Source organism: Glutamicibacter sp. (assembly GCF_035257265.1).
Classification (GTDB): Bacteria; Actinomycetota; Actinomycetes; order Actinomycetales; family Micrococcaceae; genus Glutamicibacter.
Window position 1 is genome coordinate 69,062 of the sequence record NZ_DATEXC010000067.1, and the last position, 25,632, is coordinate 94,693.

Sequence of the window (25,632 nt, forward strand, 5' to 3'; positions counted from 1 at the left end):
CTGCGCTATCTTTGACCACAACGCACACCTCGTTCAAAGGATGGCCCCATGAGCAAGCTGACCTTCACCCCGGCCGTGCCGACTCTGACCTATGAGCGCGTGGTGCAACAGATTGAAGAGGCGATCCTTTCCAAAGAAATCGAGCCCGGCCAGCATCTGCCCAGTGAGCGGGAATTGATGGTGCAATTTTCCGTCAGCCGTCCCACCGTGCGCGAGGCACTGCGTGTACTGCAAAGCCAAGGGCTGATTGCCTCCCGGCCCGGAAGCCGCAGCGGACCCGTGGTTCTGCCGATATCCTCGGATATTCTGGAGCGTTCCTTCGCCAATATGGCCCGAGTCGCCTCCCTGTCCCTGTCCGAACTCGTACAGTTTCGGATCGTCTTGGAAAGCTCCGCCTGCCAATTAGCTGCGGTGATGCACAACGAAGAGCAGTTAGCTGCTATGCGTGATGCTATCGAACGGATGGAGGATGAAGCTTCCAGCGGTTCACAGTCGTTCAACCGGGCAGACCTGGATTTCCACGCGGCGGTGTGGGAGGCGAGCCACAACGGGATTCTGCGGATCTGTGGTGAAGCGGTATCCGGAGCCATCTTGAACGTGATGGACGAGCAAATGAGCCATGCAGATAATGAATCACGCGAAATGGAGAAGGTCGTGGCGTTGGACCGCGCGATCTTTGAAGCGATTGCCATATCGGATTCGGTGGCCGCCGGTAAGGCCGCGAAAACGGCGATCTTCTCGTACTTCTCCTCGGCTCTCGACAAAGAAGGAGCGCGCGGGGTTAAAGCATTGATCGAGAATCCGCAGATCGCCGAGTAGCCTATCCTACAGTTCTTTGCGCATCACCAGACGCGGCATTCGGCTGGCCACCGCATCGGTAACACCGATGACCTCGAAGCTCACGGCCTCAAACATCTTGCGCGTGCCCACAAAAGCCATGGTCAAATCCATGCGCCCTTCGGGGTCCACCGGGTAGGCTTCGACCGCCGGCGCTCCTAGCGCTTTGGCATAATCCAACGCTCCTTCGAGCATTTGGGTGGTGACTCCTTGCCGGCGGAAACCGCTTCGCACCACCACACAGATAATGCTCCACACCGGTACGTCATCCACCGCTCGAATGAGCTTTGAACGCTCCAGCAACGGAATCTGCGCGCGTGGGCTAATGCTGCACCAGCCGACCGGCACACCGTCTTTATAGGCCACAACACCAGGTGCGATGGGTTCGGCACTTAAAGAACGCATCGCGTCGACGCGGTTTCCTGCACCTAACTTCTCGATGTCCTTGGCGCCTAAACGGTGAGATAAACACCAACAGTGCTTTTCGCGTCCCGTGGGATTCACTACCGTTGCGAAGTGTTCGAATCGTTGCTCGGTCACCGGTAGCACTTCCCAGTGCACCGTGTCTTCCGGGGCAGTCGGCGTTTGAGGTTCCATGGCACTATCATCCGCTTCACTCATCTTTTGCGATAGTCACGACGAAGCATTCGGGTTTTCCCTACCTTTCTTCTCCGGCTCACTTGGTGTTGCCAAAAGTCGGCTCAGAATACTGTTGAGATATGACTTCAACACCAAAGCTTGCTCCGGACAAAAATTCCGTCCGGCCTCCGTTGCGGATCGTCCCGACGATTCTTCAATTAGCGGTCCTGGGTACCATCGGCACCGCGATTAGCTGGTTCCTTCTCGGCTGGCTCGCTGCCGGCGCCGCCCTGATTTTCCTCTTGGGTTTCGGCCTGCTTTTGCTCATCGGTTTGCTCTACGCAATGTTTGGGCTCTCCTGGTTTGAGATCCAGCGTGTTTCAAACCTCTACGATTTGAACGTTGCTGCCCTTTCATGGCGTCCACGGCGCCGCGAAGGATTCGGCGAATACCTGCGGTCGCTGGCGCGGAATCTGGCCAGCGGACGCATGTGGGCGGCCTTGGGCAGTTTTGTGCTCTCCTGCATCTTCGGTTCGCTGATGCTCGGCGCTCTGCAGTGGACGGTGCATACCGCTATCGTCGGTTTCGCTCCGCTGAGCGAGACCGAAACGGTGGTCGGTCCCTTTGACCTCTTCGTTCCGGCGGCGCAGGCACCATGGCTGTTCCTCTTCTCCATCGCTGGAGTTGCTGCAATTATTGGCTTGGCTTTCCTGCACCGTGCCGTCACCTGCGCCATCATCGGCGCTATTGCCCGCGAATCCGAAATGACCGAACGCGTCCGGACCAGTTCGGTGCAGCGTGAAGGTGCGGTGCGTGCCGCCGAGGTGGAACGCACCCGGATCGAACGCGACTTGCACGACGGGGTACAGCCTCGACTGGTTTCGGTGGGCATGACTTTGGGTCTGGCACATCAGCAAATCGACACGGATCCTGCGCAGGCCAAGGAACTGATCGCCGAGGCCCATGCCTCGACGAAGTCGGCGATTACGGAATTACGCCAGCTCACCCGCGGCATCTATGCCTCGGTCCTCGATGACCGCGGACTGGATGCGGCACTGTCCGCAGTGGCAGGCCGCAGCCACATCCCGGTTCAGCTTGATGTGCAATTGACCGGGCGCTACCCACGGGACACCGAATCGGCGGTGTACTTCACCATCGCGGAAGCGTTGACTAACGCAACCAAGCATTCACGTGCGGCAAATTGTCGAGTGACCGTGCGCGAACGCGAGGATGCCGGCAAACGCTGGCTGTGGGCACGTATTGAAGACAATGGCGTGGGTGGCGCACAGGTTCTGCCCGGCGGCGGGCTGGATGGAATCACCAACAGGGTGCTGGCTGCCGGTGGCACGCTGCGCTTGGATAGCCCGCAAGGCGGTCCCACCGCGGTGGAGGTGAACGTCCCATGCGCGTCCTAATCTGTGAAGACTCGGTCTTGCTGCGCGAAGGATTGGTCAGGTTGCTGGCTCATTCCGGGCATCCGGTGGTCGCGGATTTACCCGATACCAGCGGGCTGATGGACTTCTTGGCCCAGGCCGATGAAGAGACCTTCCCGCAGATCGCAATCCTCGATGTACGGCTTCCGCCGACCTACACCGACGAGGGAATCCGGGCAGCGCTGCAAGTACGTAAAAACTATCCGCAGCTGCCATTGCTGGTGCTCTCCCAATATGTGGAGGAACGCTACGCTTCGGAGCTGATCTCGATGCAATCCGGAAGCCTTGGATATTTGCTCAAGGACCGCGTCGCTGATGTCACCGACTTCATTGCGTCGTTGGAACAGATCGCCGGCGGCGGAACGGTACTAGATCAAGAGGTGGTGGCACAGCTGTTGACCAGAAAAAATCACGATGATCGGATGCAGCGCCTCACTGACCGGGAACGCAGTGTGCTCACTGCACTGGCCGAGGGTAAATCCAATCAGGCTATTGCTGGATTGCTTTTCCTTTCCGAGGCAAGCGTTGAAAAATACATCACCTCCATCTTCCAGAAACTTGGATTAGAGGCAGACGGGACAGGAAACCGGCGTGTGCTCGCCGCCCTAGCCCACATTCAAACCCTGGGCACCACTAGCACGGACAGGACAAAGCCATGAGCTCCCCCACCATCAATGCACCGGTTTCACCGCAAAACCCACCACCTGCAGGTTCGAAGAGTTCCATGACCCTTGTGCTGGCAATCCTCGGCGCTCTAATCATCCTTGGTGTCATCGCAACTTCCGCGTGGCGGGCTTCGAACAGCCTGGGCATCAGCAGCAGCGAACAGACCGCCAATGCCCAAGGTGTCACGGCCTTGGATGTGCAGGTGGATGCCGGACGATTTAACCTTCTCTTCGCCGATATTCCCGAGGCAACCTTGGAAGTGGACAGCGCCCGCAGCGGCGAATGGACGCTTCGCCGCGAAGCTGGCACGTTGCTGGTCCGCTCTCCAAATGATTGGGGTGACTGGTGCTTCGTTGGTTGCGATTGGGAAGAAAACGACGTCACGCTGACTCTGCCAAGCTCACTCAATGACGGCAACCTCGATGCAGAGCTGCAGATGGCGGCCGGTGAATTCTCCGCAGACGGCAACTTCAACGATCTGCTCATGGAGATGAGCGGGGGCACGCTGGATGTTTCCGGCTCGGCCAAGGGACTATTCGTCGAGCTAGGGGCCGGCAAAACCGACATCGACATGGCCAACGTACAAATCGCGACCTTCGATATTTCGGCCGGCCGAGTCGATGGCGCCTTTACGGGTACAGCGCCCAAGGATATTCAGGCACAGGTCAGCGCTGGCATGCTGCAGCTGACCTTGCCGGATACCAGCTACAACGTGATCCAGGATGTCTCCGCCGGTGCCGTTGAAAACGGCCTGAGCGTCAGCCAGAAATCCGAGCACAAGGTTCAGGTCGAGGTCTCGGCCGGCAATGTGGTCCTTCGTGCTGGTGCGGAGCCAACGAACGAAAAGAAGTAGCTCAACACCTTGAACGAAAACAAAGCCGGCCTCGGTGAGAAGCAGAAATCGCTTCTCACCGAGGCCGGTTTTTATTGTGCTGCCTAAGCTTGGTTCTTCTTCATCGCAGCCAAGCGGGCTTCGATTTCAGAGACCGCTGGCGCTTCGGCTTCAATTGCCGGCGCGCTGGGGGCTTCATCCAGAACGTTCTGCTCGCCCTTCATCGCTGCCAGTCGCGCTTCAATCTCAGTTTCTTCACCCAGATCCTCCAAGGCGGCGAACTGCGAGTCCAGTGAGGAAGCGGCAAGCTCGGAGGCACCACGGACCTTGGCCTCATCCTGACGGATCTTGTCTTCGAAACGACTGATCTCGCTGGTTGGATCATTCATATCCAAGGCTTTGAGCGTTTCCATCATCTGGCCCTGGGTCTTGGCATTACGCGCACGGGCAACAAGCTCATCACGCTTGCCTACCAATTCAATGCGCTTCTTACCCATGGTGTTCAGACCATCTTTAAGCTTTGCGACAACTTCACGCTGCGAGCTTATGCTCGGAGCCAGGTTCTTGACCTTTGTCTCCGCCGCCATCTGACGCTGGATTGCCACGGTCGCCAGCTGGTTGAACTTCTGCGCATTGCTGGCATCGCCAGCAGCCGAGAATTCTTCGGCTTTGTTCGAAGCGGCAAGGGCTTTAGCGCCCCAGGACTTCACTTCGTCCATAGCCTTAGCTTGGTCGTCTTCTGCCATACGCAGGTTACCGATGGTCTGTGCAACCGCAGACTCAGCCTGGGCAATGTTGTTGGTGTAATCGCGAACCTGCTGGTCCAGCATCTTCTGTGGATCTTCGAGCGCGTCCAGTGCCGCGTTGGCGTTGGCTTTGCCGATCCCGAAAATACGGGCCCAAATTGAGCGTTTCTTGGCCATGGTGCGTCCCTTCGTTAACCGCAACTTTAACTCTATGCGACGCAGTACTGAGCGTTAAACTCGATCCCTGGATCAGCCCAGATATTTCACCGACAAATCTACGTAGAAAGTACGTTTTGTCAGAACCTAACGTGAATCTGGTCTTGTTGGGTCGTTGCAGTTCTTATTCTTCGCGCTCAGCGCATTGGCAATGCACTCTTCGTTCAACGCACGCTACTATCACCAAGTATTTTCCTTCCGGACTTCATGGCTAACGTTATCCATGCCAACGAACATCTAGATAGGTTTCGGGTTCACTACCGGAGTTAAGCCGTAGCGAACCCGAAGTTCTGCTATTCCTCGGAAAGGAATTTGCCAGCGGTTTCGAAGACGCGAGCAAATTCGGGAATCCAAGCGAAGTTCACCACAAAGCCGTGGTTCGCACCGTCAAAACGTTCAAGCTGCGCGTCTACGCCGACCTTCGCCAGGCGCTCAACGTACAGCTCCCCTTCGTCACGCAGCGGATCATGTTCTGCGGTGATCACCAGAGTCTTTGGAAGTCCGGAAAAATCCTCACGTTTGATCGGTGAGACCCGAGGGTCTGCTGGATCTGCACCGTTCTCCAGGTAGAAGGAATTATGCGGCTTGAACATCCACGTCTCCAAACCGTAGCCGGTCGCATTCTCGCGCAGCGAGGCATAACGTGACTCGTCAAAGTCGAGATCCAAGGAAGGGTAGAAGAGCAATTGATGACTGATCTTGTCGAAACCTTCATCCTTGGCCATGGCGCTAATTGCCGCCGTGAAGGTGCCGCCGGAGCTGTCACCGGCAACTGCGAGGTTCTTGCCATCCCACTGCAGTTTCTCGCCCTGTTCGGCAACCCACTTCACTACCGCATAGCTGTCTTCCAGTCCTGCGGGGAATGCATGTTCCGGAGCCAAACGGAAGCCCACCGAAACGACCTTAAAACCCGAAGCTTTAGCCAGCGAGCGAGCGGTTGCATCGTGGGTGTCCAGGCTGCCCGAGAAGAACGCTCCGCCGTGTAGGTAAACTACGATGCCAAAGCTGTCCCCCTCGGTCGGCGTGTAGATCCGAACCGGAACTTCACCTGCTTCGGTGCTCGCCACCAGGTCCTCGACCTTCTGTAAAGGCAGTCGGTCTGCTAAAGCCGGAACGTGTGCTGCTTCTGCGGCGCGGGCGGCTACCGGATCCAGCGGGCTGTGATCTGCCGCCGGAAGGTTGGCGATGAACTGCGCAATCTGTGGGTGCAATGCCATGGTCTACCTCTTCTACGTTGCTTGGACTGAGCTTACTTCTGGCCTGGGAAAGCCGATTCGACTTCCTCAGGCTGCCAGCCATCGCGGGAGATGCGCTGCAGCTCATCGGTGACTGGTTTGCGGACTTCTTGGAACGCGGTCAGCGCTTCGCCGACGGTTTGCGCTGCCAGCAGGGCATCGGCCAAAGCACCGCCGTCCTGAATGGCCGAGTTAGCGCCCTGGCCCTGGTGGTGCAGCATGGCGTGTGCGGCATCGCCCAGCAGCGTCACGGAGTTGGTGTGCCAGTTTTCTACCGGATCAATGTCAAAGACCGCACGGCACGTCATCGTGGAGACATCGATGGTCCGGGCAATCTCGACGATACGCTCATCAAACCCTTCGACGGTTCGCACCAGATCTTCGTTAGTAATCTCCGGAGCCCATGATCCATCTGCCGACTTCGCGGTGATGTCATAGGAGAATTCCCGGCGGTTAGGCAGCGGCAAGTTGTATACCACCGTGCCATTGCGTCCCATGTAGAAACGAGGATTGTTGTCCGGGTCCAGGCCCAGCGACTTTTCCGTCGGGAGCACCGCACGGTAGGCATGCTCGCCGGAAAATACCGGTTCTGCGTCGGAGAATAGCTTCTTGCGGACCACCGAACGGATGCCGTCGGCACCGATCACCAGGTCGGCGGTGACGACTACGCCGTTTTCAAAGGTGAGGGTCGCATTTTCGCCGTTGTCCACGAGATCCACCAGGCGATGACCGGTCTTAATGGTGCCTGCTGGCAGGACTGCGAGCAGCGCATCGATGAAGTCTGCGCGGTGGATCAAATGGCAGTGGGTGAGCTGTCCATAGTCGTTCAGTCCCGGCCATTCCTCCTCGGCTAGTACCACGTTGCCGTCCGCGGAGAGAATGTTCAAAAGGTTCGAACGTACCGAGACCTTGTCGATGGTGTCAAAAACACCCCACTGGCGGAACAGATCCATACTGGTGGGGCGCAGACCGATGGCTGCACCCACCTGAGCGAACTGGGTGGCCTGTTCATAGACGGTGATGTCTTTGATGCCGATATTTGCCAGCGCAAGTGCCGCGGTGGCTCCGCCGTAGCCACCACCGATAATTGCCACGGACAGGTTCTGAAGCTGTGATGCCTTCATGATTAGTTCTCTTTCTTGACCCAGCCACGTTGCTGGAAGTATGTGGTGATCTAACGATCTATTTAGTGATGGAGTAGAAGCTGGCTGGGTTGTGCACAAAGATCTTGTCGATGGCATCCTGGTCCAACCCTGCGGTGCGCAAGTCAGGAATCAAGTCCTCGAAGATGTAGTTCACGGTGTGCCCTTTAACGCCTGGCCAGCCCAGTGGCGAGCAGTTCGCGTCGACGCCGGCCAATACCTTGTCGATATTTCCAGCATTAATGAAACGCATGAAGTGATCTAGGCGTTCCTGGCGTGGACGAGCCCAGAATGGCGGATCTTCCAGCTCGGTTTCGTAACCGAAAGTATCAAAACCTACGCGCCCGCCCTGCTCGGCTAGCCAAAGGTCGGGGGTGTTATCAGCGTTAAATCCGTCATCGGCGTGGCCGAAGAGAACTCGGTCCAGATCCAATCCTTCATCAGTAAAGATTTTGATGGCCGGTTCCGGGTCAATGGCCAGATGAGTCAGGATAGGCACTCCGGTGGCCACGGCAGCGCGAGCGCCGGCGCGGTAGATCTTCTTATCCAGTTCGGTCATCTTGCCTCCTCGGGAGACACCGACCTTGATGACCCCGGCCTTGGCCCCGGTGGTACCGATGCCGACGGTGATCTCGTGGATGAAGACCTCGGCGAGGTACTGAACCGAAGCATTGGCGAAGTGCGGCAACGCCGTGTCCCCACCGACAAAACCGGTGCAAGCAATGATGTTGACCCCAGTTTTTGCCGACAACGACTTGTAGTAGTCGATGTCGCGTCCGTTGCAGATGCCGGTCGCGTCAACAAAAGTTCCGCCACCGTACTCGTGGAACTTGCGCAGTTTAGGCACGGTTTCTTCGTAGCGTTGTTCTGGTGTCTTCCACCAGGTGGAGTCCAGCTCACTGCCGGGCATTCCGTAGCCGATGTGCTCGTGGATTGCCACAAGTCCAAGCTCTTCTGCCGGGATGGTCCCAAGGACCGTATTTACCTTTGACATTGTCTTTTACCTCTAAGAATGTATGGGTGCTTGGTGCGGCTAAAGAGCAGCGCTTAGCGCACCGCGAGTAGTTCGCGTGGGTTCTCGATCAGGATGCGGTTGATGTCCTCATCGGTGACTGCCTGGGCTTTGAGCAGCGGCACGAAGCTGGTCAGGACGTAGTCATAGGAAACCTGCGTATCTGCGTGCCCCTTGGCAACACCGATGGCGTTCGAAGACAGCAGGATGCGTGAAACGAACCCCTCCTCGATCAATTCGACAACGAGGCTTACGCGCTCGGCGTCGCTGAGGTAAGCATTGTGGTCTTCGGTTCCGACGTGATCGATGCCGACGTAGGCGCCTAAACGGGCGACTTCAAGTGCGTCACCTTGGGCATCCTTGCGGTCAAGTCCACCCACAATGATCCGGTCCCCCGCCAAGTGTTCTTCGCGAAGGATCTTCAGCTCTGCCACTGCATCAACACCGAAACGGATGGAGGCGGCCACGCCGGTATCACGGGAGGTGCGAGCCACGGCCCGGAACAGTGATTCCTCGGTAGCTGTCATTCCTGAGGTGGCAGCAATGCTGGTGATGAGTCCTGCTTTGCCACGGCGTTCGAGGCGAGGCACCACCATACCTTCGGTGATTTCTTTGGAGAATAGTGCCGCGAACTTATCTGCGGGCCATGGTGCTGGCGGATTCGTCTGTGGGGTGAGGAAGTAGCCGCCAAGCATTTCTTCTGGTCCAAGACCGGTGGAGGCAATGATGTTTACACCGGTACTGCGGGCCAAGGTTTCGTAGAGCTTTAGATCGCGGCCGTGGAACATTCCGGCGGAATCAACCACTGTTCCACCGCCGGCTTCCCGGAACTCGACGAGTTTTGCGGAAATGATCTCGAAGATCTCCGAACGATCGATGGTGATGTCCGGGGCATATTCTGCTCCTGGGATGATACTCAGTAAGGTTTCGTGCACGGCGACAACACCGAGTTTTTCTACCGGTACCGGGCCAAGTACCGTGTGGGCAACATGGCCGGATGCTAGATTCGCTTCCGTCATTTGATCTACCTTTCAAGGACCACGCATCGAGGTAATGATGCGTTTGATTTCAAGTCTTAGTGGTCGCACTCGGCACATTAGGTGCTGGTAATAGGAGTGGCGACAAGCATTGAGGAAGAATCAATGGACCGGGAAGCCGAAGGTAAAACCCTGGCCGTAGTACATCGCCTCGTCGTGGTGAGCTAGCTTACAACGTACTTCTAATTTCGCATATTATCATAACAAAGTCAACCAGAACTTGTGCCGTACCTCACCTGAAAATTTACATCGTTAGGCCTAGTCAAACCGCATCTAGATGGTATTTTCTGATTTTCAGAGGATAAAATTATTCAAAAAAACTTTAGTACATCGACGCCGAAGTCTCAGGCTCAGCGATGGCTTTTTATCCGTTGGATACGAATTTGTACTTGAACTCTTCGGCACGGTGAACTGCGTAGCGGTAACCGGCCGGAAGCCCGCCAACGGTGTAGAAAATGGTCTCGATAGTCATCAGTGGATCGCCTTTTGCGACGCCGAGGCTATTGGACTGCTCCTCCGTCGCGGCGGTTGCCCATACCTCATTGGCCGAGTGATCTAGCGAGATACCAAAGTCCCGCTCAAGCAAAGTAAACGCTGAACCGGTAGATTCCAGATCTTCAACGCTCGGGTCAAATGACTCCGGCACCCGCACGTAAACTTCCGCCTCGAGCATGGTTTTACCATCGACCGAGATCTGCCTAATAAAGTGCAGCAAGCTTTCGCCAGACTCTAATTTGAGTGCCTGGATAACTTCTTGCGGCGGAAGTATGCGGCCTACTTTTCGTACCGAAGACTGAGGGTGAAGCCCTTGATCTTCGAGATACTGATAGAGCGCACCAGGGCGAATGTTCGCCGGACGCTGGACTCGCGCACCAGCAATAGGGAAGGTTCCCTTACCCTGTTTGCGGTACACGAAGCCCTCCGCAACCAGCTCATTTAACGCTTGGCGAATCGGAGCGCGAGAAACTTCGAAGCGCTCAAGTAGCTGAGCTTCAGTGATGGGCGTTTCCGGGTCAGCCTTTCCCTTCACTATTTCATTGCGCAGGATGTCCTTGATCTGCCGGTAAAGCGGCACTCCAGATGACGCGTCAATACTCGCTTGCGGACTCATGGAAATACCTCTGTCAAAAAATTTAATGTGAAAGTGTTGCCCGCTCGTGGAGCACAACAGGTGATGGATTACGAGACTCGCCCACGGAGAATTTGGGAGGATTTCGCACTAGCCTTCCTGAATCTAGGCTACCTGCCATCACTATTTATTCGAGAATCCCCTTTTCAAGGAGGAGCTTTTCAGTACGAAATCATTAATTTGCGCGCTGTGAAGCGCCGAACAGCCCACGAAAATCTATTGCTGTGGACCTTATGTAGCAGCAAAGACAAACTCCAACAGGCTCTGGAAGTCTTGGCTGGCAGCTGATTCCACTTACCTTGCGAACGCTAGGAAAGCGCGGATGCCACGGAGATTATCCGTGGCATCCGCGCTCTTTCAGTTGCCTACCGCACTACGCCTGAGCGGTGAACGGAAGTACCAAACGCGACTGGTGCTGCGCGTCGCGATAGATCTTGTGCGTCACCGGACGGCCCACCGGCAGGTGGAAAGCGTCCGGTGGAAGCAGCGAATTATGCTCATCAACCAGTGGTTCGCTGTTGGACAGCTCGGCGACCAGCTTATGACCTGGCATAAACGTATTGGCGAATGGGTACAGGCGGATCACATACTCTTCGATCACACCTGGCTCAACTGGTTCCGTATGCGTATGCGGGTGGATTGGGCTACCCAATTCGCTTCGTTCCTCATCTAGCTCCCGGTGCGAAGCCTTCAGATAGCCGGTAGTAATCAGCTGACGTTTGCCATTAGGCGCGTAATCCCACAGACGCAGAATGAAGTTGGTATCCGGCTGGTCAATCTCGGCAAAAATGTGCGCCGCTCCGGTACCGATCATTTCGGTAGCCTCTTCGAACACCGGGGTCTCCCAGTTGATGATTTCCACTTTGTCGGTCACCGTCAGCGGTGCCTGGTAGAAACCATCCGGGGCAGCATATTCCAGTCCCATGGTTTCAGGTTCAGTAGAGAGCTTGCGCCTCGGACGCAGATACAGGTTGGTGTAGTCCACTTCCTTCGGCGGCCAGACCTCGGCGGTGACGTTTGTGCGTGACCCTTCGACGAACACGTTGACCGCAGGCTCATCCATGACACCGTTATCGATACCCTTGAGCCAGTAGTCGTACCAGCGGAACATCTTGTCATGTTCTTCGATAAAGGGCCGCGACTGCATCGGTGGATAAGGACCAATATCCAGCTTCTTTGGCCCCTTGAGCGTGTTAAACAGCTCAATGGTGCCATCCAGCGTCCAACCACGCCCCTGATCCAGCTGAAGCCAGACCGGGATGTCGATATTTGATGCCAAGGTGATGGGGTTGCGCTCTTCATACCAGTCGCCGTCCAACTCGTTCATCACGATGTCGAACCAGGCCTCATGGTTTTTCGGGTAAGTCAGCGTATGCACGAGGTTTGGCCAGGCGGCCACATCCGGGTCTTGAAGACGTGTGGCTACCATTTGTTTAATCTGCTCGCCGCTAAAGGTTTCTAGCATCCGGGACTTCACCCCGTCGGTGAAGGCCCAGCCGGAATCCCCACCGCGGCCTTCTCGGGCTGCACGCGGCATGAACCACATGATTCCGCCGTGGTAAGTAGTTTCATAGAAGTCGTAGTGACCGCCGGAGACGAAGATCGCCTTCAGGCTCGGCGGGCGTTCGGCTGCGGCGAGCACCTGCATGGAGCCGAAGTAGGAGATACCAACCATGCCCACGTTGCCGTCACACCAAGGCTGCGCGGCAACCCATTCAATAAAGTCATAAGCATCTTCACCCAGTGACACACCACCGGCGTTGTAGTTACCAATGTGTTCCCCCTCCGAGTACCCGGAACCGCGCAGGTCACCAATGACGTGCACATAGTCCTCTTTGACGATCCGGGTAATGTCACCGGCCTCGATGCATCCATCCCACATGGGCGACGGCCGGCGTTGCGGCGGGGTGGTCAGCGCAAGCGCTTGCAATTCCTTGCCGTAGGGGCTCAGCGCCACGAGTGCTGGACGCGGTTTTTCTTCCGGCCCCTGGTAGGCGTCCGCCGCGAGGGTAATCCCGTCACGCATTGGAACGCGCAGGTCCTTGCGAATGGCGATGGTCTCGCCGCCTGCATTCCATGTGATGAAACCAGCCATGGGTGGGCAACTCCTTAGATCAGCATTGGGTCACCAGATCCTTTGTTGCAAGAACACCAAAGGGTGACAACTACATATTATTATACTAAAGTAGTTTTGTGCAACAGGCCACAAAACCCTTGCCGCTGGTATGGCTGCCGGTAGCTGGAATACCGTGGGCATTAGCCCAACTTTCTAGGAGAGAACAGATGAGCACTCCCACCCCCGTACACACGCTGGTCTCCCCCTGGGGTCGCTTTGGCCTGTACAGCTATTTCATCGATGCACCGCGACCTGCCATTATCGACACCGGGGTAACCCTCTCCCCGGAAACGGGCATGGCTCCGGCGCTGGAAGAAATTGGTCGCAAAATCCAAGACGTGCGCTGGATCCTGCTGACTCACGGACACATTGACCACATGGGTGGCGCCTACGCATTGTGGGAAATGACCGGGCGCAAAGCTCAAGTAGTCATCCATGAGGCGGACGCGGATCTGCTTCGTACCCGCAAAGCCCACGTGGACAAATACGTCGATTTCCGCGAGCAATACCTCAACGATCCGCAAGGAATTACTTCGCAAGACGCGATGGCCAAGGAAGCGATCTCCGGAGAATTTGAGCCCACGCTTCTGGTTCATGGCGGGGAAATCCTCGAACTTGGAGACGGTATCCGGGTCAAGGTGCATCACACCCCCGGACACACCCCTGGCTCGGTGGCTTATGAAATCCTTGGCCAGAAGGACGTGTTTGTCGGTGATACCGTGCAGATCATGGGTGCAGCCAATGGCTTCCCCGGCTTCGAAGATCCGAAAGCCTACCGGGAATCGCTGTTAACACTGCGTGATGAGATTGCACCCACCAGGCTCTTCCTCGGACACCGCTACCGCAATAGCGAAGGCGTTCCCTACGAAGTAGAACTGGATGCGTTGCAGGCACAACGGGTGCTGAACGAAAGCCTTGAAATTGAATCTCGTATCGCGCAGGCTTTTGATGATCAGCCACTGACCGCCGCACATTGCAAGGACTCCCCTTACGCACCCTTCGCCACCGTGGCCAAGGCAATGAACTACCAGGGTGACCCGACATTAGAACCTTCCCCGTTCTTCACCTCAATGGAAGCTTATCGACGTCTCGCTCACGCTGCGAAGGCCTAGCTCAGCCCACTTCCGGCAGGGTTCCTAGCGCTCAAAGTGGCGCAGAAACCTGCCTGGAGCATCCAAGAACAATCGCCAGTTACGCACCATTTCCAGCTCGTCATAGGTGCAACGGCGCAGCCCCCACTGCCCGACCTCATAAATGTCGGCGCCCGGCAGTGACGCGAGGATCGGCGAGTGAGTGGAGAGTACTACCTGAGACCCCGTGGCCAGCAGATCTGAGATATGCGAGAGCAGCGTGAGACTGCCTTCGAAAGACAGTGCTGATTCCGCCTCATCAAAGACCCATAGCCCGTTAATGCCGGAACGCGAGGTGAAGAATTCAATGAATGATTCGCCATGGCTTTGCAGGTTATGCAAGCCGCGCTTCTTCTGATCTTCCCGGTCCAGGTCTTCAAGGTAGGCGAAGTGACCATGCATCGTTTCGGCTCGAAGGAACACTCCGGCACCCGATGCTCCAGCACCACGCACTAGTTTCAGATGCTCCCCCAGCGCGGATTCATTGTCATATCTCAGGTTGCGGGAATTCTGCGTTCCGCCTTCTACATTGAGCCCGAAGGCTTCGGCAATCGCCTCGACCAGCGTTGACTTCCCGGCACCGTTTTGACCCACGAAGATGGTCAGCTGGGATAGCTCCAACCCGTCGTCGAGGATCTGGCGTACCGCCGGAATCGTCGCGGGCCACACGTTTCGATCCGCCGGTGATTCAAGATCTTCTTGGACCCTGCGCACCGGAAGCATTTGGAAGGGCTGGTTCATACCTTCGAGGTTACCAAGGGCCAGGTACAACAAAGCCGCCGAGGCCAGGCTGCAAACTTACAGCTGGCCTCGGCGGCTTCGATTCTGTCTTACTCGCCAGCTTCTAGCGCAGCCATATTTCCGGCAAAGAAGTCTGCAATTTCCTGGTGCGCGGACAACGGGAAGATCCCTGCAACGTACTGATCCGGGCGGACCACCACAATGGCGCCTTCCTTGCTGATCTCACGTTCCCGGAAGATATCGCGGCCATGCCCGGCAGCAAAGACCTGGTTGATGTCATGCAGGCCGAAAGGCACCTTCAGCGGTTGGAAAGCCTTGGGAACATCGTGCAGTTCAACCTCGGTGTAATCCTGCTGGTAGATGGCCTTCAGATCAAAGACCGCATCCTCATCCACGCCGCTAGGCGTATACAGCTTGCGCGGCGAGGCAGCATCTTTGCTCCACCAGGCGGCGAAGTCAGCCATCGGCGTGCCAGCCAGTGCCGGAGCCGCCTGATCTGCGAAAGCGTAGACGCGCCAGCGGCCATCTGCTTCATGGAAATGGCCCAGGTGACGCCAACGGTTATCCGCACGGCGAATGACCTCGGCAGATTTGAAGCGTTTGCCCACCGGGAAGCCCGGGGCCAAGTTCTGGTGTTCCAGACCGGTGGTGATCGCCGATTCGGTGTACTGAGTCATGAATCCGGCAGGGAATTCCATGGTGCTCACGTAGTAGCGTTCCAGCTCGTCCGGGTCTTCCCATTCCTCGACCGGCTTGGCCATCAGCGAGGACCATTCCTTGTCAAAGTTGATCAGGTTCTGCGCGATCACCTTGCGCTCTTCCGCGTAGGTGTTCAGCAGGGCTTCCGGGGCGCGGCCTTCAAGTACGGCAGCAAGTTTCCAGCCGAGGTTAAAACCGTCCTGGATGGACACGTTCATGCCCTGACCGGCCTTCGCGGAGTGGGTATGACAGGCATCGCCCATGATGAATGCGTGTGGCGTACGGGTGCCGCGCTCTTCCTCGGACACATCATCGAAGCCGTCGGTGATGCGATGGGCAACCTCGTATACGGAGAACCAAGCTACGGACTTCACGTCGAAGCTGTAAGGGTGCACAATCCGGTTCGCGGTGGCGATGATGTCTTCTACCGGGGTATTGCGGATGGCCCCGGCGTCCTCGGCGGTCAGTTCACCAAGGTCTACGTACACGCGGACCAGGTAACCACCCTCGCGTGGGATCAACAAGATGTTGCCTGCATCGTGAGACTGAATTGAGCACTTGACCTGAATATCGGGGAAGTCGGTGTTCAGCATAATGTCCATGACACCCCAAGCGTGCAGCGAGGCGTCACCGTGCAGCTTGTGGCCCAAGGAACGTCGTACCGCGCTGCGGGCGCCGTCGCCGCCGACGAGGTACTTTGCCTTGACCTTGCGTTCCTGCCCGGCAAGTTCTCCGGCCACATATTTAATGCGCGCGGTGACCGGGAATTCGGCGGCCGGATCAATTTCACAGTCCAGGTAGTCCACACCGTAGTCCGGGGTGATCTTGCCCGGTGCTCGTTCGGCGTCGCGGAGGAAGTAGTCCAGGATCCGGGCCTGGTTGACATAGATGTGCGGGAATTCGCTCATACCGGTGGAGTCATCGGCGGCCCGTGAGTGGCGGATGATGTTTTCGGGGTTCTGCGGATCCGGGGTCCAGAAGCACATCTCCACGTTGCGGTAGGACTCTTCGATGACCTCGTTAGCGAAGCCGAAGGCCTGGAAAGTTTCTACCGAACGTGCTTGAATTCCGTCAGCCTGGCCCACCTGCAAGCGGCCCGGGCGTACCTCAATGGCGCGGGCATTTATGCTGGGAAAGCGCGAGAGCTGGGCGGCGACTACCGCGGCAGCTGGACCCGTTCCCACGATCAGCACATCCATCTCATCGGGGATTTCTTCCGAGCGGTCAATGCCGTAACCGGCAGCTGGCTTCACGCGTGGATCGCCGGAAACATAGCCTTTGTGATGGATCTGCATTTTTACTCCTTAGGAATGCCACACACTAGATTGTCTCTATAGTTGCGACACTGTTGTAACTATAGATACAATCGTAGCTATCCTTGACCTCAGGGGCAAGACGCAGATCACATCATGGCGGCCATCATGCGTTTCCGTGCACGGCGAAAAGACTAAAAATGACTAAAACTACCGAAGGCGGATCCCAGACTCTGGGCCGCGGACTCAAAGCACTCACGCTCATCGGCGAGTCCCCCAGCCCGCTGACCGTCGCCGAGTTGGCCGAAGAGTTAGGTATTCACCGCTCTATGGCATACCGCTTGGTGAAGACCTTCGAACAATATGGCTTTGTGGAGCGTACGCCCTCCGGAGATCTGGAATTGGGAGCACGGCTCGGCGCCTTAGCGCGCAATGCTTCTAAGTCTTTACAGGCCGCCGCGACCCCGCACCTGGCCACACTCTCGGACGAACTGCAGATGACCGCGTTACTAGTAGTCTTCGACGGAGAAGCTGCGGTCACGTTGAGCACCGCCGAACCGCGTCATGCAGATGCCACCGTGGCACAACGCCCGGGAACTAGGCACCCTATCGACAACGGTGCCCCGGGACGCGTGATCCGTTCCCAGCTCAACCCGGAACAGTACCCAGCACAGGATTACGAGTTCAGTTATGACGAGGTCATCCCCGGGCTCACCTCAATCGCAGTGCCGGTCAACCTGCCGCAGCATAAGCCCGGGGCAATCGCGGTGATTTACCTGTCGCAGGAGTTGGACCAAAATCATGTGGCGCTGAAACTTACCGCCGCTTCCGCGCGAATCTCCGCCAGCTTGGGCGTGCGAGCCTAAGAGTTGCTGCCCGCGGTCAACTCGCTATGCGGTGCAGGCTTCGTTGGAGCAACCGGAGTCTCGGGGCAGGTAAGTTTCGGTTCCTTCTACTTTTTCCCACACCACGTGGCGGTGTTGACCGCAACGCGCACAAGACGGTGCCAAATATGTGGCCCGCTCTTCCATGGTGTATGCCCGAAAATCTCCCATTTCGACCTCCCAGTGTGTGCGGGCCTCGACGTGCTCGCCGTGGCCCCGCCAAATCGTGCTTTCACTCTACGCCGGGATTGCCCGCCGGGCTAGAGGCAGCCCGAACCACCGCTCACTAGTGCGATTGAGAGTCCAGCGGGATACTAAGAATTTCGTCCCGGGTTTTCTTCAACGTCCTTTCGGACGGTCGCAGATAAAAGGAAGTTTGTTGCCAACCGCCCCCATTCCATGGTTCCGCCTTCGGCCTCGGTCATCGCGCGTAGGCGTGCCAGACCATGCCCATTAGGAGTCTGCGAATGCACGGGGCGGACACCGTTATTGCGGACGGAAACTACCCAGTGCGGAGGTTGGCTTTCGTCGGTTTCTTCCTTAATCCAGATCACCATTTGGGTGGGATCAGCATGCTTCACCGCGTTCGTGGCAGCTTCTCGAATTATGCGCATGGCCAGCTGCGGGAAGCTCTCCGCCTGGCCAAGACCTGAGCTGTGGATGCTAACTTCAATGCCGGTATCCCGCAACGAAGTGGCAATCCGTTCAATGTCTTCAATGGTTGCAGTGAGTTCTTCGGGGGCTTCTTGCTGACCCAAGGTATCGAACGTTCTGCGTAATGCGGTCATTGCTCCGGTCACCGCCTGCCGAACGTGGATCAAGCTCAACGCCGTGCGTGTATCGGTAGACGAAGCATCCAACGCGGCATTGGTATGCAAAGAAGCTACCGCTAAATTATGTGCCAACTCGTCATGCAGCTGGTAGGAAACCTTCAAACGGTGCAATGTCCGTCCTTGTTCCGTTTCGGCCTCTGAGGTCCGCTCGGCAAACTCCCGAACGCGGCGTTGATGTTCCAGCGTTACCTCTCGGGTGGTGCGCAACTGGGCATAAAGAATAACCAGCGCAGACAACGAGGCATAGGCCAGCAACTCGAAGTCGAAGAGATCTTGGAAGGATGCCCCCTGCGCTAAGCGCACCGCACTCATCACGAGAAAAACCGCTAAGGCTCCCAGATAAGACAGCATGCGGTGTCCAGCCAGGGTGATCGCGGCGAGAAAGAACAGCAAAGGTGGAAGTATCGCAATCCGGGGCATGGCCACGAGCAGCCAAACACAGATACCCAGTCCTGCTACCAGCCAAGAGGTGCGTGCAAATCGATGTCGCAAAACGCTGAGAACGCCGAAACCAACGGCAAATGCCCCAGCGGTCACCAGATACGCAGCGGTCATTTCTTGTTGACCGCCAGCTGGTTGGCTCACCAGAGACAGGAGCATCACGGCCAGAAATAGGGCCGCTGCCCAGAGAATGCTTTGAATGCGCAGGCTGCCTTTTTCTTCCACGCTTTCAGTCTATGTCTCCTCCGGCATGTTCTTCGGGATGCTAGTAGTACAAAGCGTTCAGCGTGACTTATTAGCGCTTAACGAACTCACGCATCAACGCGGGTTGCTATCCCGTGGTCCTCCACAAAGCGTGGCCTGCCAGCCATAATCCCGGTGAAGGTTTGGAAGAGGATCAAACCTGCAATGAGCAGTATCGGCAGGGTCCAGGAATCGGTGGTCTCATGCAATGCACCGACGAGGAATGGTCCGGGGATGGCGATCAGGTATCCAACGGATTGCCCGAAGGTGGAAAGCTTGCTCACTCCGGCGGCCGTGTGCGCTTTCAAACCGATCATCGTCAGCGCTAAGGGGAAGCTCGAACCACAGATACCAAGAAGTACCGCCCAGATAAACGCACCCTGGACCGGAGCGATCAGCAATCCGGCAATGGCTGCTATCCCGGCAATTCCGTTGACGATCACCAATGGACCTTGATGGGAAAACTTCGCCGCCAGGGCAGGCATGATGAAAGACAGCGGGACGCCCACGCCAAGAATCACGCCAAGCAGTGCTCCGGCATAGGCCGGGTCCACTCCGAAGTCGGTGAATATCTTCGGCGCCCACCCCATCAAAATATAGGCGACGGTTGACTGCGCACCAAAGAACAGCGCAATCCACCAAGCCGTGGAGTTTCGGCTCATTGACCCCATTGCAGGGGCTGAGACCTGAGTCCTGGGCGCCGGCATTTGAAGCTGGGTGATCTGATGACGCAAACCGAAATACACCGCTGCCCAGATCAGCGTCGCAATCAATGCTGGAATCGCCCACAGCGCCAGGCCACCTCGCCAGGCCCCACCGAGGGCGTCATTAACTGGAACCGCAACCGCCGCCACGACGGAGGCACCAAGTGCTACAGCGGTGGTGTACGAGCCGGTGACCAGTCCAATTTTGTTGGGGAACCAGCGTTTGACGAGCACCGGCATCAGAATATTTCCCACGGCAATCCCGGCAAGCGCAAATGCGGTGAAAATGAAAAATACCCACGTATTTAAGGCGAGCGAGCGCAGGACCAACCCGCAGAGAATTGCGAGCATTGCGCCCACCAGCACTAGCTCGGGTCCACGCTTGCCGGCAAGGCGCGGGGCTAGCGGGCCAAGTATGGCGAAGCATAATGGTGGTACCCCGGTGATGATCCCGGCGATAAACCCGTTCATTGACAAGTCTTCAATGACCGGATCCAGCAATGCGCCCAGCGAGGTGACAGCCGGGCGCAAATTTACTGCCGCGAGAATCATGGCAATGAGCAGCAACGCGCTAAAGCCCCTAGGCAGTGCCGGGTGTTTGGGATCCATAAAGTCATCCTAGCCAGCAACCTGAGCGAAGCATCCCTTGATGACCACCGCGCGCAGATACTACTTCTGGTGCTGTTCGTGCCCGTGCGCTGCGGAAACGATGAGATTGCTACCTTCAAGGGCAGTGCCTGAGTTCAGTGCGCTCATCCACTGGTCCGTGCTCGATACCGCGGCCCAGTTGGAATGCAACAGTGCCATCAAAGTTTCGTGGACCTGCTGCGCACTGGCGGAACCTGCGTCATTGGCAATGTCGATGGCGCCGGTGGCATCTGAAAGCACCTCAACACTGAAACCCAGCGGTTCGGCAGCTGCCGCCGAACCGATCACGCAGTTATTGGTCATGAAACCGGTGAGCGCGATCGTGTCGATATTGCTTTCACGCAACCACGCTGCCAAATCCGTCCCGGCGAAGACGCTGGAGTACATCTTGGTGAAAACTTGCGTGGCCTGATCTGCGTGCTGCGCAATTTCGGGGTGCAGCTTGAAGGTATCCGAACCATCGGCAAAGACCGGAGCCTGTGCAGGCATTTGGTGCTGCACGATGTACACCGGGATTCCGGCCTTCTGTGCCGCGTCGATCGCTTGAGCGGTGCGCTCCAGCGACTGTTCACGTGGTGGGTACTGAATTTTCAGCAGGCCTTCAAAGTATTCCTGCTGTACGTCGATGACGATGAGGGCACGGCGCGGGTTGGTCATGGTGTTCTCCTACAGATCTTTTGTGGGGCTTAGTTGCTAGTGCACAGCGTAGTTGCTGTTTTACCGGTAGTGCTTGGCCAGAAGCTGCAATGTACGCACTTCTGCTTCGGGATCATGGGTGCCGATAACCAAGGTGATTTCATCTACCCCGGTCTGCTCCTGAAGTTGTTCCAGCTGCGCGGCCACGGTATCGGCCGTGCCGCTGAAGGCCCGGTTGGTGTACATCTCGATAATTGCCTGTTCATTGAGCGTGCCGTCAAAAGCGGCAACCTCGGCTGGGGAAAATAGCGTGAAGGACTCGCGTTTGAACATGCGCAGCATTCCCATGGCCATGCTCATTGCCTGGCGTTTGGCTTCGAGAGGATCCTCGTTAACAATCGTGGAGACGCTGACCATCGAGTAGGGGGCGTCCAGCACGGCCGAGGGTACAAAGTTTTCCCGGTAGATGCGCATCGCGCTGTGGATGTCAGCATCGCCGAACTGCAGGGCGAACGCGTAGGGGCGGCCAAGTTTCGCTGCAAGTTGCGCCGAATAGGGCGAGGAACCAAGAATCCATAGTTCAGGAGCCACCGTCGGTGCTTGCACCCGGTTTTCCTTGGCCTGCCATGGTCCGGGAACTGCATGGACGCTTTCAAAGTGGTGGCCCGTTGGGAAGTCGTCGTGCAGAAAACCCATAAGCTCGGTCACCAGTTGCGGAAAGTTTTCATTCGCGCTGTCGCCACGTCGCAGCGCCGCTGCGGTGACGTGGTCGGTGCCGGGGGCGCGTCCCAGTCCCAAATCGATGCGTCCGGGGGCAAGTGCTTCAAGAGTTCCAAACTGTTCGGCAATCACTAGCGGGGCATGGTTTGGAAGCATTACGCCGCCTGCGCCCAAGCGGATCCGTTGTGTTTCTGCGGTCAGCCGGGCGAGCATCAGCGGAGGTGAGGATACCGCCAGTCCTGGCATCGCGTGGTGCTCTGACATCCAGAAACGGTGATAGCCAAGCTCATCTGCCTGACGCGCGAGATTGATCAGCGAGGTCAGGCCTTGCTGGACCGTTCTGCCCACACCGACTGTTCCGCCGGTATGGGCGTTGAGTGCGAAGGGAGCGGAACCAAACTTTGGTGCGGGATGCAATGAAATCTCTTTTATCACGGATATTTCTTATTTATAGCGTGATACGAAAATAACACGTTCTCACGTCAAATATCTACTGCTAACATGAGAAGTATGAATCAAGTACCAATTCCACCCGCGCCGGGGGCGCCAGCACACCTGAGTCTTGCGCTAGTTAACAGCATGGTTCACCTTCCGGGCGGAAAAATTGTTGACCATCTGGATTCGCCGGAAGCAACCACCGCATGGCTCGTTGAACGAGACCTCGTTGACGGCAGGGAACAGCTCCTGACCTACTGCCAAAGTAAACTCTGCGGGCTGCGCAGCGATCTGCAGGACATCTTCCTGATGCAGACAGCAAACCAAAAAATCGACCAGCAGGTCGTGGACCGGATCAATAAGGCACTGACCGTCGCGCCACATATTTCACTGCTGCATTATTCCGCTGACGCAGGGTTTTACCGGGCAGCCGAACATCCGGTAACTTTGCTCGTTGAACACGCGATGTCGGTCATTGCCGAAGATGCAGTGGCACTCCTAGCCTCCGCGGAAGCCGAGCTTCTGATCCAGTGCGAAGCAGAGCCCTGCCAAAGGTTCATGCTGCGAACCCACGGACGACGCCAATGGTGTTCCACCCGATGCGGGGACCGAGTACGTGCCGCACGCGCTTACGCGCGCAAACGTGAGAACGCGTTAAACAGCTCAACCTAGGCACGAAGCCTAGGCTGAGAGTTGAACTGACGTACGTTGCTACAAACTACGCGGCGGGAACTTCTTGTACTTGCGGTAATGATTCACTGCGTTGAGTATCAGATAGACCCGGCGACGCGGATGCTTTTCTTCCTTGAACTTCAGCGGGTTGGAGACCTTACCCGCCTTGAGCAACGCGGCGGCTTTCCGTCCGGTGTCACTGTCAAGGAATCGTCGCAGCAGGTGGTGCGGCAGAACGGTGAATAGTCGCTCGGCACGCAACTGAAGAATTCCAATACCGGTATCAATCACCGCATCGGTCTGCGGGTTGGACGAGTCAAAGTCTTCGCCGAGGAATTCGGTGACGTAAAAGCGTGCAGGATTAATTCCTGCAGCGGTCAGGTAATAATGGTTTCGCCCGAGTCGCGGGTTGATCTCAAAGAACTTCACGAGGCCATCACGATGATCATATTTTGCGTCGATCATGGCGATTCCCTGCCAGCCCAGTTCCTCGAGCATACGGGCACCATCTACGGCCATCTGGTCATTGCGGCCCGTGACTATGGCCGCGGAGTTACCCAACACCAAAGGTGCATGCTCCTCGATGACCACCTCGCCATATCCGGCGAAGATTACCTTCTTTTCTTGCGTAGCAAAGTAGGTGCACAGGCGCATCGCATCATCAGAACCTGGAACGTACTCCTGCAGAATGTAGCCAGAAGTGTAACCACTGGCATCAATGCGTCCCAGCAGATCTTCTAACTCGGCCAAGTTTTCCAGCGTGTGGATTTTTTGCTTGCCAGCGAACTTTGCGGCGATCCAATCACCGGAGCTCGACGGCTTGCCAATCAACGGGAAGGTCAGCGACCCGGCCATCGCGGACAGGTCATCACCCGCCCGATAAACGGCGGTGCGCGGGTGCGCGATCCCCATTCGTTCGGCGAGCGCGTAGAAGTTCTCCTTCAGGGCGGCAGCCTCAATGATTTCTAGCTCTGGGTAAGGAATCACGAAGTATTCGCTGAGCTGCGCACGATGCTTGGCGATCAGCATGATGTGGAAGTCCAAAGATCCGAAGAGCATTAACGGGCGAACCGTTTCACCGGTGAGCTGCTCGGCAAGGGCGATAAGTTCGGCTACCACCCGCACTTCATCAACCATGGAGCCAATGGGGTGCAGCTCGATGACTACCGAGTGTTCAATGACTCCGTTGCCGGCGGCCGGCACTACGACCGAGCGCACCTGGTACGCCTCATAAAATTCGCGCGCCAGAGTGTAGGTGCCGATGTCGCCGCCAAGGATGACAGGGACAAAAGGCTGTGAGTTCTCAATAGCCATGGGGTTTAGTTCCTACTTCGCTCGCCAGTTCATGTACTTCTCAAAGGCCCAGGCAAGTGGCTTGTTCAGTGCCAGATCCCACTCGCCGTTGGTCTGCACGATGTCGCAACCCGTATTGGTTTTGAACTTGGTCAGCCCCGACAGGTGGTGGTCCCCGTCCAGGGTTGCGCTGACGCCTCCCTGGTCCAGATATTTGCAGCCGGCTTCGATGGAGTCGGAGATCATGTGATGCATGATGGCCTTGGGGGCGAAGAGCTTACGCTGCTCTGAGGACGAGGCACCGTAGAGGTACCAGGCAAGGTTGCTGGAGCGCAGCACGATCGCCGAGGCAAGATCTACACCCTCATGGCTTGCAACGTAGAGCGTGCAGGAGCCGGGTACCGCCATATTCAGTACCGTGTGCATTTTTTCAAAGTAGCTCAACGGGCGACCGGTGAATTCTTGACGTTCAGCGGTGTGGTTATACAGAGCATGGAAGCGTGCCATGTCCTTGGTTTCGCAAATTTCAACCAGCAGTTCGCTCTTGAGCGACTTCCGCGTTTCGTTGCGGGTGGTGGAGGAATAGGAAGCCATCACTTGATCGGTATCCAGCTGGTTTCCTGCCGGATCCTGCAGCGCCACTCTTGCCACGTATTCTGGCTGGCCGGCGGCAAAGTCCATACCGACGTCTTGCTTGGTGAATCCCAGATCGCTCAGTGCTTCATTGAGCTTGCGCGCGTTCTCGTTGACCGATGCGGTTTCCAGATCGGCGAGCGAGGCGAGCTCGTCTTTACCAAATGCCTTGCGCACGGTGGCAGCACCCCAGGTGCGCACCGACAGCCCTGGCCCGACGCGTAGCTGGAAGGCACCGCGGTTTTTCAGGTAGCTGGCCAGCAGTGGAAGGACGGTTCGCGCGTCATAGCTGTCGAAGTCTATGACCGGACCGTCTGGGATGTAGGCGAGGGTCTTTTTAATTACCGGCGCTTGCCGGTGCAGGATTAAGGCGACACCGACGAGGGTTTCACCATCAAACCAACCGAGAGATTCTCCTCGCCAGCCTCCCTTGACCTGCGCCCATTCGGGACGCTGAAGGAAGCTGACATCTTGCGCGGTAGCAAGGAACGCGGAGTGCTCGGTGCTTGATATTGGACGCACGCGAAGTTCATTGTGGCTCACAGGTAAAAGCCTATCGCGGTTTGCTTGCCACCCCGGGGATGATGCATGGCAAGCAAATGAGTCAAGGTGTTGCGTCTTCGCGGGTTCTGTAGCGGTATTTAGTCAAATAACGATCTCAAGCTGTGAGCAAATGGACATGCTCAG

Annotated in this window: 23 protein-coding genes; 7 read left to right on the plus strand and 16 right to left on the minus strand. The window is 57.0% G+C overall.

Features of this window, described 5'->3' with window-relative positions:
- The first annotated feature begins 48 nt into the window (after positions 1-48).
- A complete protein-coding gene (locus VJ369_RS17685) occupies positions 49-819 on the plus strand; it encodes a FadR/GntR family transcriptional regulator (protein WP_324093311.1) in 771 nt (256 codons plus the stop codon).
- Between the two features lie 6 nt (positions 820-825).
- On the opposite strand, the gene VJ369_RS17690 is transcribed toward VJ369_RS17685, so the two are convergent.
- Positions 826-1,434, minus strand: coding sequence for a GNAT family N-acetyltransferase (locus VJ369_RS17690; protein ID WP_324093312.1), 609 nt, complete (start codon positions 1,432-1,434; stop codon positions 826-828).
- 122 nt (positions 1,435-1,556) lie between these two features.
- Here VJ369_RS17690 and VJ369_RS17695 point away from each other — a divergent pair, with 122 nt between their 5' ends.
- From VJ369_RS17695 to VJ369_RS17705, 3 genes are read left to right on the plus strand one after another with little or no spacing between them, the layout of a single operon-like run.
- On the plus strand, positions 1,557-2,831 hold the full coding sequence (locus VJ369_RS17695; RefSeq protein WP_324093313.1) for a sensor histidine kinase: 1,275 nt from the start codon (positions 1,557-1,559) through the stop codon (positions 2,829-2,831).
- Positions 2,819-3,508 carry a response regulator transcription factor gene (locus tag VJ369_RS17700; protein WP_324093314.1) on the plus strand — a complete coding sequence of 230 codons (690 nt, stop codon included), beginning with the start codon at positions 2,819-2,821 and terminating at the stop codon, positions 3,506-3,508. The genes VJ369_RS17695 and VJ369_RS17700 overlap by 13 nt, the downstream gene beginning before the upstream one ends.
- Positions 3,505-4,368, plus strand: a complete 864-nt coding sequence (locus tag VJ369_RS17705) for a hypothetical protein (RefSeq protein WP_324093315.1) — start codon at positions 3,505-3,507, stop codon at positions 4,366-4,368. The genes VJ369_RS17700 and VJ369_RS17705 overlap by 4 nt, the downstream gene beginning before the upstream one ends.
- Before the next feature lie 83 nt (positions 4,369-4,451).
- Here the strand turns inward: VJ369_RS17705 and VJ369_RS17710 are convergent, their stop codons facing one another.
- The 7 genes from VJ369_RS17710 to VJ369_RS17740 all read right to left on the minus strand — a co-directional run bounded on the left by VJ369_RS17710 (position 4,452) and on the right by VJ369_RS17740 (position 12,959).
- The gene (locus tag VJ369_RS17710; protein WP_324093316.1) at positions 4,452-5,270 is read right to left on the minus strand and encodes a PspA/IM30 family protein; all 819 of its coding nucleotides are present in this window, start codon (positions 5,268-5,270) and stop codon (positions 4,452-4,454) included.
- A gap of 332 nt (positions 5,271-5,602) precedes the next feature.
- Positions 5,603-6,526 carry an alpha/beta hydrolase gene (locus tag VJ369_RS17715; RefSeq protein WP_324093317.1) on the minus strand — a complete coding sequence of 308 codons (924 nt, stop codon included), beginning with the start codon at positions 6,524-6,526 and terminating at the stop codon, positions 5,603-5,605.
- Between the two features lie 32 nt (positions 6,527-6,558).
- Positions 6,559-7,668 carry an NAD(P)/FAD-dependent oxidoreductase gene (locus VJ369_RS17720; protein WP_324093318.1) on the minus strand — a complete coding sequence of 370 codons (1,110 nt, stop codon included), beginning with the start codon at positions 7,666-7,668 and terminating at the stop codon, positions 6,559-6,561.
- 58 nt (positions 7,669-7,726) lie between these two features.
- Entirely contained in the window at positions 7,727-8,680 is a 954-nt protein-coding gene (locus VJ369_RS17725; protein WP_324093319.1) for a phosphotriesterase, read from the minus strand.
- A gap of 53 nt (positions 8,681-8,733) precedes the next feature.
- Positions 8,734-9,717 carry a phosphotriesterase gene (locus VJ369_RS17730; protein WP_324093320.1) on the minus strand — a complete coding sequence of 328 codons (984 nt, stop codon included), beginning with the start codon at positions 9,715-9,717 and terminating at the stop codon, positions 8,734-8,736.
- Between the two features lie 382 nt (positions 9,718-10,099).
- Positions 10,100-10,846, minus strand: a complete 747-nt coding sequence (locus VJ369_RS17735; RefSeq protein ID WP_324093321.1) for a GntR family transcriptional regulator — start codon at positions 10,844-10,846, stop codon at positions 10,100-10,102.
- 391 nt (positions 10,847-11,237) lie between these two features.
- Positions 11,238-12,959, minus strand: a complete 1,722-nt coding sequence (locus VJ369_RS17740) for a CocE/NonD family hydrolase (RefSeq protein ID WP_324093322.1) — start codon at positions 12,957-12,959, stop codon at positions 11,238-11,240.
- A gap of 188 nt (positions 12,960-13,147) precedes the next feature.
- Here VJ369_RS17740 and VJ369_RS17745 point away from each other — a divergent pair, with 188 nt between their 5' ends.
- Positions 13,148-14,092 (plus strand): MBL fold metallo-hydrolase, encoded by a 945-nt coding sequence (locus tag VJ369_RS17745; protein ID WP_324093323.1) that lies wholly within the window; start codon positions 13,148-13,150, stop codon positions 14,090-14,092.
- Between the two features lie 24 nt (positions 14,093-14,116).
- Here the strand turns inward: VJ369_RS17745 and VJ369_RS17750 are convergent, their stop codons facing one another.
- Positions 14,117-14,851: an AAA family ATPase gene (locus VJ369_RS17750; RefSeq protein ID WP_324093324.1), complete on the minus strand. Its 735-nt coding sequence runs from the start codon at positions 14,849-14,851 to the stop codon at positions 14,117-14,119.
- An 89-nt stretch (positions 14,852-14,940) separates the two neighbouring features.
- The gene (locus VJ369_RS17755; RefSeq protein ID WP_324093325.1) at positions 14,941-16,845 is read right to left on the minus strand and encodes an FAD-dependent monooxygenase; all 1,905 of its coding nucleotides are present in this window, start codon (positions 16,843-16,845) and stop codon (positions 14,941-14,943) included.
- Positions 16,846-17,003: 158 nt separating this feature from the next.
- On the opposite strand from VJ369_RS17755, the gene VJ369_RS17760 reads away from it, so the two are divergent.
- Complete coding sequence (locus VJ369_RS17760) at positions 17,004-17,669, plus strand: IclR family transcriptional regulator (RefSeq protein ID WP_324093326.1); 666 nt, start codon at positions 17,004-17,006, stop codon at positions 17,667-17,669.
- A 332-nt stretch (positions 17,670-18,001) separates the two neighbouring features.
- Here the strand turns inward: VJ369_RS17760 and VJ369_RS17765 are convergent, their stop codons facing one another.
- From VJ369_RS17765 to VJ369_RS17780, 4 genes are all read right to left on the minus strand, one after another.
- On the minus strand, positions 18,002-19,186 hold the full coding sequence (locus VJ369_RS17765) for a hypothetical protein (protein WP_324093327.1): 1,185 nt from the start codon (positions 19,184-19,186) through the stop codon (positions 18,002-18,004).
- A gap of 86 nt (positions 19,187-19,272) precedes the next feature.
- On the minus strand, positions 19,273-20,517 hold the full coding sequence (locus VJ369_RS17770; protein WP_324093328.1) for an MFS transporter: 1,245 nt from the start codon (positions 20,515-20,517) through the stop codon (positions 19,273-19,275).
- 60 nt (positions 20,518-20,577) lie between these two features.
- Positions 20,578-21,213: an isochorismatase family protein gene (locus tag VJ369_RS17775; protein ID WP_324093329.1), complete on the minus strand. Its 636-nt coding sequence runs from the start codon at positions 21,211-21,213 to the stop codon at positions 20,578-20,580.
- A 60-nt stretch (positions 21,214-21,273) separates the two neighbouring features.
- Positions 21,274-22,347: an LLM class flavin-dependent oxidoreductase gene (locus VJ369_RS17780; protein ID WP_324093330.1), complete on the minus strand. Its 1,074-nt coding sequence runs from the start codon at positions 22,345-22,347 to the stop codon at positions 21,274-21,276.
- A 75-nt stretch (positions 22,348-22,422) separates the two neighbouring features.
- On the opposite strand from VJ369_RS17780, the gene VJ369_RS17785 reads away from it, so the two are divergent.
- Entirely contained in the window at positions 22,423-23,019 is a 597-nt protein-coding gene (locus VJ369_RS17785; protein WP_324093331.1) for a CGNR zinc finger domain-containing protein, read from the plus strand.
- Positions 23,020-23,058: 39 nt separating this feature from the next.
- On the opposite strand, the gene VJ369_RS17790 is transcribed toward VJ369_RS17785, so the two are convergent.
- Both VJ369_RS17790 and VJ369_RS17795 read right to left on the minus strand, forming a co-directional pair.
- A complete protein-coding gene (locus VJ369_RS17790) occupies positions 23,059-24,333 on the minus strand; it encodes a carbamoyl-phosphate synthase (protein WP_324093332.1) in 1,275 nt (424 codons plus the stop codon).
- A 12-nt stretch (positions 24,334-24,345) separates the two neighbouring features.
- Positions 24,346-25,488: a lipid II:glycine glycyltransferase FemX gene (locus VJ369_RS17795; protein ID WP_324093333.1), complete on the minus strand. Its 1,143-nt coding sequence runs from the start codon at positions 25,486-25,488 to the stop codon at positions 24,346-24,348.
- Positions 25,489-25,632 lie beyond the last annotated feature (144 nt).